We start from the raw sequence: 17,270 nt of genomic DNA, 5'->3' as shown, positions 1-17,270 counted from the left end.
ATTTTAGTGCTCCTTCTTATCACATTGGGAGTGGGGTCGGTAGTTTATAACCAATATCTGGTGACTAAGATACTAGAGCAGGAGCGCGCCAGTGTTGAGCTATGGACCAAGGGTATAGAATTCAACAGTCAGCCGGTAAACGAACAGCCAACTACGATGCTGTTGGATGCCATCCGGCAGCTTCGCCAAATTGAAGAGGTGCCGGATAGTGTAATTGCACTCATCGAGGAAGCGGAGTCGGCTCGCAGTTCCATTGATTTTGTGACAAATGAGATCATTCTCAGAGATCGGTTTCGAATTCCTACCATTGTATTGGACTCTAACGATGCAATTAATGCAATTCGAAATATTGACTCGTTGCGCATAGAAACCCCTGAGAAAAGGGCAGAACTCATCCGGGAGTTTAAAAGTCTTAACAGCCCCATAGAGTTTTACATCGGGGATGAAAACTATCAAATTCCTCAGTTCGTGTATTATGGGGAAAGTCCCACAGTGCAAATGCTGCGGTATTTCCCCTACATTCAGATTTTGTTATTGGGTCTTTTACTTGGTATCGGCTACACTACTTATCGAAGCATCACACGCTCTGAGCAATCCAATTTGTGGGTGGGAATGGCAAAGGAGGCTGCTCATCAATTAGGGACTCCCATTTCAAGCTTATATGGTTGGCTGCAGCTTCTCAAGGATGAATATCGTTACGATGAAACAGCAACAAACATTGCGAATGAGATCGAAAAAGATATTCAAAGGCTTAGAGGAGTTGCTGAAAGATTTGGAAAGATCGGGTCAGAACCGGAACTCAAAAAAATGGACATCGGGCCCATATTAGATCAGGTGATGGTGTATATGGAGCGCCGGTTACCGAGATTAGGCAAGTCCATCGAGGTACGGAAAGATCTTAAAGCAAATGCTTTGGTCAAAGCTAATCCCGAGTTGTTGCAGTGGGCTATCGAGAACCTGGTTAAAAATGCAATGGACTCATTACGAGGCAAAGAAGCGGAGGGGTATATATCCGTAAGCTCCAAGGTGCAGGAGGGGGAAGTAATCATCGATATTGAAGACTCCGGTTCCGGCATAGATATCAAGAACGTAAAGAATATTTTTAAACCCGGATTTAGTACCAAAAAACGGGGTTGGGGATTAGGGCTCAGCCTTACCAAACGTATTATAGAAGAGTATCACGACGGGCACGTTTTTGTCCTGCGTTCTGAACTTGATGAAGGAACCACAATGCGGGTCACTCTCAAAGTTCAGACTAATAACAAGGAAGAAGAAGTCTACCCACTGACGGATCAATCGCCGGTATAACCACGCTTTTTGGCGTATTCCAATAATTCAGTCTTCAAGAGGTTACGACCCCGGTGCAAGCGAGAACGAATGGTTCCGATGGGTACATCCAGCATATTTGCGATCTCCTCGTAAGTGTATCCTTCCACATCACAGAGAAGTACAACGGTTCTGAAATCCTCGGGAAGTCTCGTTAAAGCTTCTGAAAGGTCGTCATCCATCATCTCCCGAAACATGAGATTTTCCAGATCGGAGGTTTCTGTGCGCTCAGCTCTTACTGATTCATAGTAGGAAGAAACTTCATCGTAATCTACCTGAGAAGGTTTTTTAGAATTCTTTCGGTAGTTATTGATGAAAGAATTTTTAAGTATACGAAACATCCATGCTTTTGCATTGGTGCCCTTTTCATAACTGCTAAAAAATCGATACGCTTTAACAATAGTATCTTGTACCAGATCTTCAGCATCGTTTGGATCAGAGGTCAGTCTGAGAGCAAAATTATACAAGGCATCCATGTGAGGAATAATCTCTTCATCGAAGTCCTTCTGCTTTTTTATTTCATCTCTCGTTAGTTGAGACATTTATGCCATCCCTATATTTATTAGTCTATGTCTTTCTAAATAATAACCTGAAATTTGGTGCCTTTAATCAAATTTCAAAAAATACTATTAAAAAAATACTTTAATGTTAAATAGATTGTATTGATAAAAGCGTTAATATTTTTCTTAGGACAACAACGCGATCACCATAATATCATATAAAGCGTGTGTCCAGGCTGCTACACCAAATCCTCTCCAAACATATATTCCATTTAGAATTAATCCAAACAAAAAGCGATAAAGAAAACTATTTAATGAAAAAGGGTCTCCCATGGAGCCTATATAGTGTACGGCTGAGAATAGTAAAGCCGAAAGTACGACAGCTGCCGTAACACCTGCCCATTTTTTTCCCATTAATTTGGTAAAGATGAGTATGAACAGGGTCACAAGGATGACGCGAAAGAAAAGTTCTTCATATAGACCAGCACCCAAAGAGAGGGCGATTTTTTGTAAAAGCGGAAGGCTTTCGACGGTAGTTGCTGCAGCTATATTAAGTACCCAGGAGACCATAGTCTGGCTAATGATGGCAACAACAATGGCGTAGAAAGTAGACTCCACGATCATAACCGGGAAATAGGAGAACTTCAATGATTTTAAGCGTTCTCGTTCTTTATAAATAATAAAAACTCCTGCAACGGCTACGATAAGTAAAGTAAATGAGAGCGCGTTAACCCCGAGATAGGTAAACAAACTTTTGATCCATACATCAACACTGATGCGAACAATAGCATCTCCGGAAGGTTGAGAGATCAGTATCAATAATTCATATAGCAAGAATAAAGGCAAGCTGACCAGAAAGCTGTACAGCAAGTTGTTGGTATTCTCGAAATAAGTTTTGATCGGGTTAGTCATTGAGTTCGGTATAAATGCTTACGGCAGGTTCTCCTGTTTCTTCTAACTTAAGTACCTGGTATGCTTTACGGGAAAGCTTAATTCCGGGTTCAGTGATACGATCATTTATTTTCACATAAACGCCATTTCCTGATACGGGGTTTTCAATAAAAATGATGCTTCCGAGCGCGATATTAGAGTGCGCTGCCGTAAGAAGTTCCGGGTCATAAAGTTCTCCATTGGTTGTAGTGGTTCCGGTACTATTAGCATCATACTGACCCACTTTAACCTGACCTAAATTTTGCAGATTGGCTTTTTGCTGATAGGGATTTTCGTAATTCCGTGAGGGAGGAAGCAAAACCGTTACTTTTTGTCCGGAGCCAAGCCGTTCGAGGGGTACTTCAGGGTTCAGGTGCTCAAGTTCAACTGAAGTCATTTTGAATTTGTTTAGTAAATCTTGCCTAGACTCCCCGGAGCGGACTTCGTAAACCGTGAAAACACCCTGAGGAGCAGATTCTTCGGAGAACTCTGCAATGCTGGGTGCTGCATTTGCCGGCTGTTTTTTCACAGCTAATCTTTGTCCAATGCCAATATTAGAGCCGGTCAGGTTATTTAAATTTTGTAATTCGCTGACGGTCATGTCGTGCTCACGAGCTATTTCATACAACGTGTCCCCACTTTTAACAATATAGTACTCGGTTTGAGAACCTTCCGAACGATTGATCAGGGGATCGGAAGGTTCTTGAGGAGGATTTGTGCTAATGGTTTGGTCGGTGTCTTGGCGATAATAGACCAGTTCCTGTCCCAATTCGATGGCATTGCCACTGATGTTATTCCATTCCTTTAACTCGGCAATGGTGACATTCAGCCGTTTGGAGATGTTGTAAAGGGTATCTCCATTTTTAACGGTATATGAAGCTTTTGTCTGAGCCATTAACGGCATGCTGCCGATCACAATGAAAAACAAGGCTGCAGTAAAGAACGTGTGAAGGTTGAATTTCGGTTTTCTCATTTACTCATCCATTTCGATTTCAAGATTCATTAAGGCTGCCGAAAGCTCAGATTTGGTGTGCATATCCTGTTGCTCCTCGGCTATGCGAATTCCTTCTTTATAGGTGCTAAGAGCCTTTTTGTTCTCGCCCAGTTCAGTGTACAGTTTGGCCAAATGGTAATAAACTCCAACATAGGCGGGATCTTGCGCTCGTATAGCCTCAAAAAGCACCTGTGCCTTCTGTTGTTCGTTTATCTTTAACATTTCAAGTGCGAGTGTGAACTTGTAAAAAGAGTCATTGGGATGCTCTTTTACTGCTTTAGCCAACGTTGCGATACGGGAGTTCATTGTTTTACTTTTTAAAATGAGCTTGAATCTCCTGCATGGAATCTCCACCGAATTTTTCTAAAAAAGCATTCGCCAGAACAGGTGCAATCACGCTTTCAGCAACTACAACTGCACGGGGAAGTGCACACACATCGGAACGTTCGTACCGGGTTTCTGAGGGCTTCTTTGTATGCATATCAACGGTTCCCAAAGGATTCAACATGGTTGGAATAGGTTTCATCACTCCCCGGATGATCAAAGGCATACCCGTCGACATACCCCCTTCGATCCCTCCCATTCTGTTTGTTTTGCGTTTGAAGTCTTTGCCATCGTGCGTGATCTCGTCATGAACTTCATGTCCGGGTTTATGGCCTGCTTCAAAACCAAGCCCGATCTCAACCCCTTTCATGGCTTGTGTACCCATGATAGCCTGGGCGATCAGTCCGTCTAGTTTTCGGTCCCAGTGTACATAACTTCCAAGCCCTGAAGGTAATCCGGTTACAATAATCTCGTAGATTCCCCCAAGCGATGATCCTTCTTTTCGGCGAATTTTGATCTCTTCTCTCATTTGAGCTGAAAGGTCCTCATCCAGGCAGCGAACATCAGATTTATCGGCGGTTTTATAGACCGTTTCGGCTCCATTTGCGGCTAATGGATCTGCGATTGTCCTAACTTGCTCCCAATGTTCAAATCCAACGGAACCTATACGGAGTACATGTCCGCCTATCTCAACACCAAAATATTTTAAAAACTGACGCGCTACACTGCAGCAAGCCACCCGCATGGCTGTTTCCCTGGCACTCGATCTTTCAATGACCGGACGAATATCATCGAAGGAATATTTTAAAGCACCTACAAGGTCTGCATGACCGGGCCGGGGCAGGGTGATCTTCTCAATGCCTTCAGCCTCTTCTTTTTTGTTCATTACGGTTGGCCAGCCGGCGTCATCTTTTTCGAAAGCACGGTTTGGCATACTCATAGCGATTGGCCCGCCCATGGTTTTTCCGAAGCGCAAGCCGGATGTGATGGTGGCAAAATCTTTCTCGAAAGCCATTCTTCCGCCACGGCCATATCCTTTCTGCCGGCGCATCAAATGCGTGGCGATTTCTTCTTCACTGAGTGGCAGTCCTGCCGGCACTCCTTCAACGATGCCTGTTAATTGTGGTCCGTGAGATTCTCCGGCTGTAATATATCTGATCATAAAATTGAGAGGCTATAAGTATGTGATAGCTATTAAAGTAAATTTGTTTTGATGCTTAAGCGGGTTAATCCACCTAACTTGCTGTAAGAGTTTCTACTGAAATCAAAAGTAATATTCCTGACCGTAAAGCCTATACCGATTGATATTCCGGCAAGGTCAAAATCACTCCCGGTCTTGGCTTGTTCATGGAGGTAGTGATCATATCCTAACCTGAGGGCAACCGAGTCGCCTAAGTAGGTTTCTCCTCCAAAAAACACATGGCGCATAATGTTGTTGAAAAAAGAAGGCTTCCCTGATTCTCCAAATACACGCAGATCCCAATCTGTAAGACGTCTAATCGTCAAACTGAGTTGAAAGGGGAAAGCTTCCGGCTTTTTAGTGATACCGGCTGAAATATCCAGGGGCAGAGGTTCTCTGCGATCATCAAAAGCATAAAGTTGGCCGCCAAAATTTCGAATGGCTATTCCGGCGCTAAAATGGTTGGTTGTATCTTGGTAAAATACACCACCCGTAAGAGCCAGCGCGGTAGATTTATATTCCGCGTAGGAAGAGTGAATGATATCGAACCCGGCTCCTGCATAAATTTTGTTTGTGACAGGCAGGCTGTATGCCCCGGTAAGTGCGAGATCATTAGCCCGGAAAGTGCCCGTTTGATTTCCATCTTCATCGAGGCGGTCAAACTCTCCGTATCCCATAAAACGAATGCTCGCAGCAAAAGTGCCAATATTCTCAAAATGATAAGCTCCGCTGGTAAAGCCCATATTTGCTCCGCCTAAAAAATTCATGAAAGAGGCCGATATGGAGCCGGAAGCATTTGAATTCAAATACGCCGGATTTATATTGATAAGGCTGAAGTCGGCATCATAAAGTCCGGTGTGGCTTCCGCCCAAAGCAGCCGTTCGGGCTGTTGGTGTAACCTCCAGGAACCGAAAAATACTGGAGCTTGCAGATTGGGCATAAGAGCACTCAGCGAACATCAAAACTAAAAACACAGAAAAAACAGCTCGTGCCATTATTTAACGAATTAGAAATCACAATTGGTGAAAATGTTTTGTAATATAATCAAATGCTTCGGCAATACGTCAAGAATATTGATTAAGAAATGAATACCAGTTTTCCAGGAGCGGCCGGCTTACGCCAATTCGGCCACTATGCTCAATTGTTATATCAGGCTTTACGTTCATCAACAGAGTTAAGTACCTACCGCAAAAATCTTTTTCAGGAATTTGTTAAGGTCGGGTATGAGTCTATACCTATTATATTTTTGGTGGGGATCTTTACGGGAGCTGTACTCACACTTCAAACGGCCTACCAGCTCGATACTGACATTTATCCAAGTACCATTATTGGCTCTATCGTAGCGCAATCCATTGTCATTGAATTGGCAGCGGTTATCAGTGCGCTGGTTTTGGCCGGTAAAGTTGGCGCAAGGATATCCACCGAACTTGGGACCATGCGTGTAAGTGAGCAGATTGATGCGCTGGAATCCATGGGTTTTAATTCCGTTTCCTTTTTAGTGGTGCCCCGTATTTTGGCCGGCATTCTCATGTTTCCGGTTCTATATACCACCGCGGCCATATTTGGTATTATCGGAGGAGTTACAGCCGGTGCATTAGACGGTATCTTGCCTGCAGCCGAATTCATGGAGGGTGCCCGGGCTTTTTTCTTTGAATCTGACATAATATTTGGACTGATCAAATCTGTGGTATTTGGGTTTGTGATCACCTCAATTTCCTGTTTTAAAGGCTATTATGCTTTTGGAGGAGCTGAAGGGGTGGGAAATGCCACTACACAAGCCACCGTATTAAGTTGTATCTTTGTGCTTTTAGCTGATTTTACATTAGCTGCAATATTGTTGTAATTCATGATAGAGATCAAAAATCTGACGAAGAGTTTCGGAAATCTTCTGGTTTGGGAAGATGTCAATTTTACCATTGAAGATGGTGAAACCACCGCTGTGATCGGGCGCTCAGGATGCGGAAAGTCTGTATTGCTGAAGCATCTAAATGCTCTACTTTATCCTGATGCAGGTGAAGTGCTGATCGACGGAGAGAATGTTTTCGATCTTAGTTACACGGCACTCAGAAAAGTGCGTCAGCGCTTCGGAATTTTGTTTCAGGGCGGGGCGTTATTCGATTCAATCAGTACCTTCGAGAACGTTGCCTTTCCACTCCGTTATTTCACGGAGCAAACGGAAGAAGAAATTGAACACAATGTGCACGAAGCCCTGAGTATGGTGAACCTGGAAAATGCAGCAGAGAAATCCACTTCGGAATTATCCGGGGGAATGAGAAAAAGAGTAGGTTTGGCAAGAGCCATTATTTTGCAGCCGGATTACCTTTTATATGATGAACCAACCTCGGGCCTGGATCCCAAGACATCAGATGAGATCAATGAGCTTATCGTGACTATGGGAGATAATCTTGATATTACATCTGTGGTGATCACGCACGATATGCACAGTGTGTTAGAAGTATCGGACAAGGTGGCCTTTTTAGATGACCAAAAATTGAGTTGGTTCGGTAATACCAAGGACATGAAACACAGTGAGAATCAAAATCTGCTCGATTTTATTAAAGCCAGCGAGTATCAAATAAATTAAAAACCCGAAAGGAGAATAGTTTTGGCAAAAGTATCGAATGAACTGAAAATTGGTATCACCGTATTAGTGGCTACTATAGTCGCTTTTATAGGATACAATATTATGAAGGACATTCCTTTATTTCGTTCATCCACGACCATTTATACAAAGTTTGATCAGGTGTATGGGTTGATTCCCGGTAATGTTGTTAACATCCGCGGCTTCAAAATTGGAACGGTCAAGGAAATGGAGCTGCTTGAGACGGACTCTACATTGGTAACTATGAATATAGAGGAAGGCTATAACATCCCAAAAGGGTCGATAGCCATTTTAAAATCGAGCGGTGTTTTAGGAGGAAAGTTCATTGAGATCCAAAAATCTGATTCTGAAGAATTGGTAGGAGACCAGGGGCATATTAAAGGAGTGTTCGAGCAAGGGGTCATGGATACTTTTGCTGAGGAAGGTGAAAAACTGAGTTCTGATATTTCCGCTTCCATTCGCGGAGTAGAAAAGCTGGTGACCAGCCTGAACGAAACCCTGGATTCTGAAAACAAAGAAAATATTTCAGACATTCTGGGGAATCTGAAAAATACCACCGGCTCTCTCGATCAGCTTATACAGGCACGGCAGAGCGATCTGGATTCAATGATCATGGACGCTAAAAAAACGATGGAGAACATCAGTGATCTAAGCTCGGAAAATAAAGAATCGCTGACTGCACTTATCAATAATCTTGAGGCTGCAAGTGCCAAACTGGATACGTTAAGTAGTGGATTGAATGAGACAAATTTGACGCTCAATGAAGTGCTGATTAAGATCAATAACGGAGAAGGCACATTAGGAAGAATGGTGAACGATCCTTCGCTCTATAATAATATTGACAGCTTGTCCGTAAATTTAAATCAGCTGATCAAGAATATAAATGAGAATCCCGGACAATACCTGAAGCACATGCGTTTGGTTGAGATATTTTAGCTTCCGAAAACACATCGTAATTTGCTTTCAATTCCTTGGGTATTCACTTATATTTCCAAGCTTACCGACTTAGGCTAAAAAGCCCTTATCGGTATCCAAATCGCAATTAAATAATGTTTTTTTAGAGGTAACCTTTTATGGGTGTAATGGAAAAAATGAGAAACAGTACCAGTGCCATTTTATGGCTGCTGATCGTTTCTTTTGGCCTTTTATGGGTTTTATCAGATGTTGATTTTTTTGGAGCTATCCAAGCCGGACCGAATGCTCTGGGATCTGTAAATGGTGAAAAAATAACCAATGAAGAATATCAACAACGCGTTCAATATTATACAACGGCATACAGCCAGCAAACCGGCAGTTCGGTAACCCCGGAAATGCGCGCCTATTATGAAACTCAGGCATGGGATGAATTGGTGAATTCCCGTTTGCTGGAGCAAAAGATGGAAGATTTGGGCATCACCGTTTCTGACAAAGAAGTGCTGGATATGGTTTATGGTGATAATCCTGCCCCGGTGATTCGTCAAAACTTTACCCGGGAAGATGGAACCATCGATCGGGCGGCCATTCAACAAGTGCTTTCATCTAACGAGTTTTCACAACAAGCCATCGCACTTGAGATGCAGCTCCGTGAGCAACGACGTCAGCAAAAGCTGAACAACTACATCTCGTCCGGGTTACAGGTTACTGAAAGTGAAGTTGAGGACGAATACATCCGAAATAATACTTCAGCCAACATTAATTTCATTCGTTTTCCATATAGTGATGTGAGTGAGGATGAGTTGGAGATCTCAGATAGTGATCTGCGAAGCTATTACAATAACAATAAAGATCGTTACAGTCGCGATGAAAGCTACCGAATTCGGTACGTTACCTTCAGCAAACTGCCAACTGCGCAGGATACGGCTCAGATCATTGAAGATGTTCGTGAGCTTCGCGATGCTTTTGCCCAGGCCGAAAATGATTCCTTGTTTCTGTCTCGTCAGGGGTCTTCAACGGCATATCGGTCTGCTTTTGTGCCGGTAGAAGATATTCGGGAAGAATACCAGCCGGTTGCGGATCTGGAAGTGGGTGAAGTCTCTGAAGTGATCCTGACCGCTAATCAAGCCGCTATCCTAAAGAAAGAAGCAGAACAAGGAAACGAGATTAAGTTCCAGATCATGAGTTATAACATTCAGGCCTTGCCTGCTACCATAGATGAAGCTAATGATCGGGCCGCTGATTTCGAGTTTTTTGCCTCCGAAGAAAGCAGCTTCGATGAAGAAGCAGAAACCCGTGGCCTGCAAGTAAAAGAAGCTTTTGCTACTAAAGGGAACAGTTTTATTTCCGGTTTGGGAAGCAGCCAACAGATCATGAATTTCCTGGAAACAGCTGATGAAGGAGATATTTCTGATATCATTGAACTGAGCTCTGATTTTGTGGTCGTTGAGGTCATAGAAGTTACCCCTGAAGGTTTCCGTCCGTTTGAGGAAGTTCGGTCACAGGTCGAAAATATGGTGAAGATAGAGCGCCGCAAAGAGCTTACTTCACAGCGCGTAAAAGATCTGGTTGCTCAAAACCAAACTTTGAATGCTATAGCGGAAGCCGCAGAAAAAGAGATTCAAAGTGCAAGTGGTTTGAGTGCAAGTGCTACGGTAATTCCCGGAGCCGGACGAGAACCGAAAGTGATTGGCGCGATCTTTTCACTTGATGAGGGCGCAACATCCGGAGCTATCACAGGCAACAGCGCCTCTTTTGTGGTAGAAGTCGCTGACAGGACTGAAGCCGATCTGGCTAACTTAACGGCACAACAGCGACAACAAATTCGACAAAGACTGGAGCAGCAAAAAGTACAGGAGTTTACTTCTGTATGGTTAGAAGAGCTTCGTGAAGGAGCTGATATTGTAGACAACAGATCTCGATTACTCCGCTGATACATTTATTTATTTGATATTTGAAAGGGGTGAGTCGATTCTCACCCCTTTTTTGTTTTCAAACAGGTTCAATTCAATTTTGCTAAACACCGTTAGATTCTGCTATGACTGACAAGCGTCTTCATACCGATGAATACTGGATGCAACAGGCACTAAAGCTTGCTGCTAAAGGGAAGGGAGCGGTTTCCCCCAATCCCATGGTGGGCTGTGTGATCGTTTCGGAGAACGAAGAATTGATAGGCAGTGGTTATCACAAAAAGTTTGGGGAAGCTCATGCCGAAGTGAATGCAGTTGAATCTGTAAAAGAAAAAGAAAAGCTTAAAAATGCTAAAGTTTATGTGACTCTGGAGCCGTGTTCTCACCACGGAAAAACCCCTCCTTGTGCACACATGTTGGCTCAGCTTCCCATAAAAAGAGTAGTAGTTGCGATGCAAGATCCTAATCCGGCCGTAGATGGTCAGGGAATTTTGCATTTGCGAAATAAAGGGATTGAAGTGACAACGGGTGTGCTCAAAAATGAAGCAGAAAAGTTGAATGAATTCTTCATTCACCATCAAACGTTTGGCCGGCCCTTCATAACCTTGAAAGTGGCTCAGACGGCCGATGGCTATATTGCTGCAGCAGATGGAGAATCACAGTGGATCACCGGCAAGCAATCCCGGAAAATGGTTCACAAGTGGCGGGCAGAATACGATGCCGTGCTGGTGGGAAGGACAACCGCTATGGTTGATAATCCATCTCTTACGGTTCGGCATGTTTCAGGCCGACAGCCTTACCGGATCGTGATCGACGGGCCATATGAACTTCCAAAAGAGCTAAATCTCTTTTCTGATAAGTTTGAAGAAAAAACCAAAGTGATAACATGGAATAAAGAAGCTTCTGCTACAGATGCCGATCCCATGTTGAAACTCATGAAGCAAAACTATTTTAGGGGAGAAATTATTCAGGTTTCTAAAATTGAAGGACATGCAGACCTTCGGCAGTCATTCAAAATTCTGGGTGAAAAAGGGATTGCCTCTGTGTTGGTAGAAGGAGGACAGCAGTTGTCTTCGGCATTATTAAGACAAGGCCTTGTTGATAAACTTGAACTATTTATTGCTCCAAAGTTGTTGGGAGCCGGCACCCGTTCACTGATTAATATAGGCATTAATAGAATGAAAGAAATTGCCGAACTTAAAGAGGTGAGCTGGACTCAGGTGGGAGAGGATATTTTACTAACCGGATATTTTTAAAACTATGTTTACAGGAATTGTGCAGGAAATCGGAACCGTAAAGTCAGTAAACTCCCTGAATGGTGGAGGAAAGGAACTTAGGATCGCATGCTCTTTCTCCGGTACTTGTCATGTTGATGAAAGTATTGCGGTGAATGGCGTCTGTTTAACCGTGACCGAATTTGATGATGATTCCTTTACGGTTCAGGCGGTTGAGGAAACTCTTCGAAAGACTTCCATTGGGGAGCTTAAAGAAAAAAGCCCTGTGAATTTAGAACGCTCCCTGACCTTGCAGAAGGGAATAGAAGGTCATCTCGTGCAAGGGCATGTAGATACAACGGGAACCATAACCGATATCAAAAAAGAGGAAACGGGATGGCTTATTTCGGTACAATTTCCTGAGGAATTCACGGATATGATCGTGGGCCGGGGGAGTGTTACTATGGAAGGCATAAGTCTCACCGTTGCCCGGGAACAGAAAAATGTTTTCACGGTTGCGATCATCCCCTACACCTGGGATCACACCAATTTAAAGCATAAGAGTGAGGGCGATAAGGTGAACCTGGAATTTGATGTGATTGGGAAATACGTGGTAAAATACTTAGCTAAAATAGGTCGGGATTCCCTGTAGCCGGAAGTTTTATATTTTGAAAAAATCCTTATTAAATACCCTGTTGGTGCTGTTTGGCTTAGCCATCGGCTTGATGGTTGCAGAGGTTTTCATCAGGGTTTTCTATCCCCAGGACAGGATGGTCACATGGCTGGAGATGCATCCTGAAGGTTTCATGATGAATTCGGCCAATACGGAAGCGTTTCAGGAATTTGGAGAACGAAAAGCAACATATTCGATAAACTCAAATAGACTAAGGGGTGCTGAACCGGATCATCAAAAGAAGAGGGTTTTAGCAATTGGAGACTCGTTTACATTTGGTTTGCTGTTGGATCAACCTGATACCTATCTGAATATACTTCAGGAAAAATTAGATAACACCGGAAAAGACTCAATACAAATTCTGAATGCCGGCATTGGAGGATCAGGTTTGGCAGATTGGCCCGGTTGGTTGAAAGCTTATGGAGCAGATATTGATCCCGACTATCTTGTTTATTTTTTGAATACGGAAGACCTTGAGCGGGCTCTGTCTAAGAATTTATATGTCTTACAGGATAGCTCAGTTATTAAAAGTCAGCGATGGGAGCCTCGGGAGTGGATGTTCAGTTTAGGCAAACAAGCTTGGTATCAGGCTCTGCAGGCCCATTCCCACATGTTTAATCTGTTGGTTAAAGTATTATGGGCGAAGGTCTATTTTGAAGATGTAACCAACAATTTCGATCCTGAAAGGTCAAAAGTAGCGATCCCGGAATGGAGAGAACTAACAATCCAATCAGATTACTCTCTGCGTCTGGGAAAGGAACTGCTTCAAAAATTAAACGATTGGTGTACTGCAAATAATTGCAAACTAATCATTACCACTACCGGCTACTTTTCAATGAAAAACCCACCTGAGCATACATACCGGCTTTATGAGTGGTTGAAGAATGAAAAGGGAAAGTTCCATTTTTTTGATAATACCGCTTGCGTAGATTCAGTGGCAAAAGGCGGGCTTCAGTCCATTACCATTCCAGGGGATTCACATCCTGATGAACAAGGGGCTAAGATCATCGCAGACTGTACGGCAAGAAGGTTATTTGATTACTTTTGACCTTATCTTCGTCCCCGGCCCGTTGGGCTTGAGCTTCTTTCCAGGTTCTTAAGTACCGGAAGTTTTTGGAATAAACTTTGAATTTGAGAACTGTTTACACTCAAACGGAAGAAATAATACTGGAAGTCTCCAAAAGGACGGATCTGAAAAGAAAGATCCCAACATTCCAAATTCCTGCGAAGGGAGAATTCAGAGGGTAAAACCTCACCGGCAATAAAGTCATAACCTAATTCTGTGCTAAACTGCCATTTTGGAGTCAGGTTAAAAGAGATATTAGTGGCACGTAAAGTAGCCGACTTCCGCGCTTCTTGTTCAAAACGATAGGTCCAGCTATAGCTGAAATTCAGAGAAAAGCTCCAGGGTGACCGAATTGGATTGATCGGTTCCAGCCCAAAGCGAGTGTCTATGGGGTGAAAACGGGACTGATTAAAAGGGTCGTAGCGTCTGCGGTATTCGGGGGTAAATACCTCAACACCATTTCCTCCCCTGAACGAAGTACTTGCATTAACGCTAAAGTTCTGAAGCTGAGCCAGTCTTTTCCCGTCTTCAAGGTAAAACCGGTCGATCTGTTGGCCATTTTCATTCCGTTGATAAAAAGAAAAATTTGCGGAAGCACTCAGATTAATTCCCGGGATCGCATTGGAGCTGATAGAAGTATTCAGGTTGCTCAATTTGAGGCTGTCGGCTGCGAAATTATAAGAGCTGCTTAACGACAGGTTGTCGATAAATCGAACCGTATTCTCAGATACTTCTCCGGCAGAATCTCGTTTAACGACTTTTGCTTCAAACAAATTACTCAGCGAAAAATTGATGGAACGTTGTTCTCCTCTGCCGGGACCGCTAAAGATCTCATCCTCGAAAATGGAATAGGTTTGAGTGGCACCCGTAGTGTCGGCTTGAACCGTCCGGTAATATCCCCATCGTTCATCGCTGAAATCGGGGCGGTAAGACAAACTCATTCTTGGACGCATGGTATGTCGAAATCCTTCAATATTACCGATTTTGGCATTTGAAATTCCATACAGCGTAGTGCTAAAACTTAATCCGGTATTAAAATCCCGGGCTGCTTCGAATCCATAGATCTTGTTGGTTTCAATGCGATTGGAGTCTGCATTAAATGTTTTACGAATGGAAGACGGGTACCAATATTCATTCAAATTTACGCTGGCAGATATATTTAGGAACTGGCTTGGGATAAGCTGCCCAACAGAAAGTCCGGCTGTTTGCTGGAACCCAGCCTGTATATAATCCTGATCTCCCGTGGCTTGTTCATAAAGTTCACGATCGGAAAGTGCTTCAAAAAAGGTGATCTCAGAACTGTCAGCATCAATGGGGTCGAAGTCAAAGCGCGATCTCAGGGAGTTATTGTAGCTGAGGCTTATGCTCTCATACCAGGATGATTCTCCGGAAACTCCGGTATTTTTTTGAAAGGGAGAGATCGTTTTCAACCTGAAATTAGCAGAGGGACCACTCACATTGGTGGAATAATTACTGAAATTTTGAACCAACTGTGCATTGGTGCTGAATGTAAAGAGTCCTTCCGGATGCCGGTAGTTATAAGAAACTTTGGAGTTGGAGTTGGTTTCTGCTCTTTCATCAATATCATATGAATTTCGTTGATTGAACTCAGCCGTCCGGAGGTTCACATTCGCTGAAATTGAGGAGTATGGAGACAGATCCTGGTTGTGCTGAATACCCAGTGAGCGCTGTATATTTTCAGTAAAATCGGGATCAGTAGGTTCCAATCCGCGATCGTTTGAATAACCAATACGTAAACTTCCATTGTAAAAATCAGTCCGCCTGTATTGCAACAGCCCATTCAGATAAAAAGTACCGGATGTGTAAATATCCCCATCCAATTGTCCTGTCAGGTAATCATTGAAATATTGAAACCAACCTACGTTTTGCAGCCCCAACCCACGATCGTTCTGTGCCTGAAAAGCATAAGTGGGAGTGAGCAGGCCGGAACGCTTTTGCTCTATATCGGTAGGCACGTATCCAAAAGGAAATACTAACGGGTACGGAATATCCAAAATGTACAACCGGGCATTACTGAAAAACAGCTCTTCTTGATCTACCACTTTCATTTTCTTGGCTTGAATGTAGTAATAAAGGTATTCCGGTGGACAAGTGGAGTACCGGCCGTCTTCGATGAAAACCTCACTTTCATTAATATTCTTGATCTTTGAACCGATCAAATGTCCTTCCGATATCTGCACCTGCGCTGCTTCAAATTTCCCCTTTTTTGTTTTGTAGTTGAACAAGATGCGGGTACTTTTGATCTCTTCATTTCCGCGGGTGAGCACAGGACGTGATAAAGTGTCTTCGGGAGTCAGGGTACGCGCTTCAACTGTACTCCTGTCAATGTCCATGCTGATCTGCCCGGAACGGAGTTCTCCGGCTGAATGCGAAACTTTGGCTTTGCCGTATAACAAAGCCTTTTTACCATCTGTAAAATCAATTATAAGGGAATCAGATGATTGGAACTCAACGGCATCTTCAGGAATATTGCCACCCGGGGAACTCATTTGTTGTGCGGGTTGATCTTGTTGCACCTGAGATGAATCCGAAGAAACAGCGGTACTGTCGGTTTGTTGTGCAAAAGCGGGCAAGGTCATCAAACAAAAAAGGCAAATACCTGAAATGGTTTTGCCTGTATGTAGTTTGATGACAAATGACATGAGCTTAATTAATTAAGAAAAAGAATCGAAGGCCAATCCTGCCGCTCCGAGTAATGCGCTGTCATTACCAAGTTCCTCAGCTATCAATTCAAAGCCTTCTAGAAACGGCTCCATCATATGCTTTCGTATGATTTCCCGTGCAGGCTCAAAGAGAAAATCCCCGGCTTTGGAAACGCCTCCGCTGATCACAAATTTTCGGATGTCCATCATGTGCACATAATTTATAATGGCATATCCCAGCCGATGGCCACTTTTAGCGAGGATCTCAACGGCCAGTTCATTGCCTTCTTTAGCGGCATTTGTAAGATCCAATGGTTCTAACCTTTCAAAGTCTCCGGAGAACTTTTCATACAACGGATTGGAAGGATTTTGGGAAATAAGGTCGGATGCAAAGCGACTTAAAAAGCGCTGGCCAAGGTAAGCTTCAACTGTTCCGCGCGTAACACTGTTTGACAGAGGTCCATGGTAGTCAATGATAACATGACCTAATTCTCCGGCCATCCCTTGAGTTCCTTTAAATAGTTTCTTTTCAAAAATGATACCGCCGCCTACACCGGTTCCCAGTGTGATCATTATAAAACTGTCGAACTGCCGGCCTGCTCCAAAGTGCAGAGATCCAAGTGCTGCTACATTGGCGTCATTTTCTATACGGCACGGCAGATTGGTACGGTCGGTGATCTCTTTAGCGGCATTGACTACCGTCCATCCCGGAAGATTGGGGGGATTTTTTACCGTGGTTTGATCTTTAGATACCATGCCCGGCAGTCCAAGCCCAATTCCGATGATCTCATGGTTTTTAATCAGATCGTTGATGGTATCTCCAATGCGATCCAGCAAAAGGTCTTTACCGAGATTTGCTTTGGTAGGCCGCGTTACCTGATCAATAATTCCTTGTTCACTATCCACAACGGCCGCTTTGATATTTGTGCCGCCAAGATCTACACCAATGGCTTTCATGAAGTTGTCTTTACTATGC

16 protein-coding genes are annotated in these 17,270 nt (G+C 43.5%); 8 read left to right on the top strand and 8 right to left on the bottom strand.

From position 1 onward, the window contains the following. Positions 1-60 precede the first annotated feature (60 nt). Positions 61-1,308, top strand: a complete 1,248-nt coding sequence (locus B151_RS0111190; RefSeq protein ID WP_040516973.1) for a sensor histidine kinase — start codon at positions 61-63, stop codon at positions 1,306-1,308. On the opposite strand, the gene B151_RS0111185 is transcribed toward B151_RS0111190, so the two are convergent. The 6 genes from B151_RS0111185 to porQ all read right to left on the bottom strand — a co-directional run bounded on the left by B151_RS0111185 (position 1,293) and on the right by porQ (position 6,249). After that, the gene (locus B151_RS0111185) at positions 1,293-1,868 is read right to left on the bottom strand and encodes a sigma-70 family RNA polymerase sigma factor (protein WP_020403722.1); all 576 of its coding nucleotides are present in this window, start codon (positions 1,866-1,868) and stop codon (positions 1,293-1,295) included. The two genes, B151_RS0111190 and B151_RS0111185, sit on opposite strands and share 16 nt — an antisense overlap. Before the next feature lie 144 nt (positions 1,869-2,012). Continuing rightward, the gene (locus tag B151_RS0111180) at positions 2,013-2,738 is read right to left on the bottom strand and encodes a CPBP family intramembrane glutamic endopeptidase (RefSeq protein WP_020403721.1); all 726 of its coding nucleotides are present in this window, start codon (positions 2,736-2,738) and stop codon (positions 2,013-2,015) included. Continuing rightward, complete coding sequence (locus B151_RS0111175; RefSeq protein WP_020403720.1) at positions 2,731-3,729, bottom strand: LysM peptidoglycan-binding domain-containing protein; 999 nt, start codon at positions 3,727-3,729, stop codon at positions 2,731-2,733. Before B151_RS0111175 ends, B151_RS0111180 begins: the two co-directional genes overlap by 8 nt. Then, entirely contained in the window at positions 3,730-4,056 is a 327-nt protein-coding gene (locus tag B151_RS0111170; RefSeq protein WP_020403719.1) for a tetratricopeptide repeat protein, read from the bottom strand. It lies immediately after the preceding gene. A 4-nt stretch (positions 4,057-4,060) separates the two neighbouring features. Then, the gene (aroC, locus tag B151_RS0111165; protein ID WP_020403718.1) at positions 4,061-5,236 is read right to left on the bottom strand and encodes a chorismate synthase; all 1,176 of its coding nucleotides are present in this window, start codon (positions 5,234-5,236) and stop codon (positions 4,061-4,063) included. Between the two features lie 32 nt (positions 5,237-5,268). Beyond that, positions 5,269-6,249, bottom strand: coding sequence for a type IX secretion system protein PorQ (gene porQ / locus B151_RS0111160; protein ID WP_020403717.1), 981 nt, complete (start codon positions 6,247-6,249; stop codon positions 5,269-5,271). An 89-nt stretch (positions 6,250-6,338) separates the two neighbouring features. Here porQ and B151_RS0111155 point away from each other — a divergent pair, with 89 nt between their 5' ends. The 7 genes from B151_RS0111155 (at position 6,339) to B151_RS0111125 (ending at position 13,613) form a co-directional block, all read left to right on the top strand. After that, positions 6,339-7,097 carry an MlaE family ABC transporter permease gene (locus B151_RS0111155; protein ID WP_020403716.1) on the top strand — a complete coding sequence of 253 codons (759 nt, stop codon included), beginning with the start codon at positions 6,339-6,341 and terminating at the stop codon, positions 7,095-7,097. A 3-nt stretch (positions 7,098-7,100) separates the two neighbouring features. Beyond that, the gene (locus B151_RS0111150; protein ID WP_020403715.1) at positions 7,101-7,838 is read left to right on the top strand and encodes an ABC transporter ATP-binding protein; all 738 of its coding nucleotides are present in this window, start codon (positions 7,101-7,103) and stop codon (positions 7,836-7,838) included. Between the two features lie 21 nt (positions 7,839-7,859). Next, a complete protein-coding gene (locus B151_RS0111145) occupies positions 7,860-8,792 on the top strand; it encodes an MlaD family protein (RefSeq protein WP_020403714.1) in 933 nt (310 codons plus the stop codon). 155 nt (positions 8,793-8,947) lie between these two features. Then, positions 8,948-10,702: a SurA N-terminal domain-containing protein gene (locus B151_RS0111140; RefSeq protein WP_245550400.1), complete on the top strand. Its 1,755-nt coding sequence runs from the start codon at positions 8,948-8,950 to the stop codon at positions 10,700-10,702. Positions 10,703-10,806: 104 nt separating this feature from the next. Next, on the top strand, positions 10,807-11,934 hold the full coding sequence (ribD, locus tag B151_RS0111135) for a bifunctional diaminohydroxyphosphoribosylaminopyrimidine deaminase/5-amino-6-(5-phosphoribosylamino)uracil reductase RibD (RefSeq protein ID WP_020403712.1): 1,128 nt from the start codon (positions 10,807-10,809) through the stop codon (positions 11,932-11,934). Positions 11,935-11,938: 4 nt separating this feature from the next. Beyond that, complete coding sequence (locus B151_RS0111130; RefSeq protein WP_020403711.1) at positions 11,939-12,544, top strand: riboflavin synthase; 606 nt, start codon at positions 11,939-11,941, stop codon at positions 12,542-12,544. Between the two features lie 16 nt (positions 12,545-12,560). Further along, the gene (locus B151_RS0111125) at positions 12,561-13,613 is read left to right on the top strand and encodes an SGNH/GDSL hydrolase family protein (RefSeq protein ID WP_020403710.1); all 1,053 of its coding nucleotides are present in this window, start codon (positions 12,561-12,563) and stop codon (positions 13,611-13,613) included. Positions 13,614-13,615: 2 nt separating this feature from the next. Here B151_RS0111125 and B151_RS0111120 read toward each other — a convergent pair whose 3' ends face one another. After that, entirely contained in the window at positions 13,616-16,294 is a 2,679-nt protein-coding gene (locus B151_RS0111120; RefSeq protein ID WP_157470939.1) for a putative LPS assembly protein LptD, read from the bottom strand. A 12-nt stretch (positions 16,295-16,306) separates the two neighbouring features. After that, on the bottom strand, positions 16,307-17,251 hold the full coding sequence (locus tag B151_RS0111115; RefSeq protein ID WP_020403708.1) for an ROK family protein: 945 nt from the start codon (positions 17,249-17,251) through the stop codon (positions 16,307-16,309). Between the last annotated feature and the right edge of the window lie 19 nt (positions 17,252-17,270).

Origin of the sequence: Gracilimonas tropica DSM 19535 (genome assembly GCF_000375425.1) — a bacterium.
GTDB lineage: Bacteria > Bacteroidota > Rhodothermia > Balneolales > Balneolaceae > Gracilimonas > Gracilimonas tropica.
The sequence above is the reverse complement of the archived record's forward strand: the minus strand, read 5'-3'. Positions and strand labels throughout refer to the sequence as shown.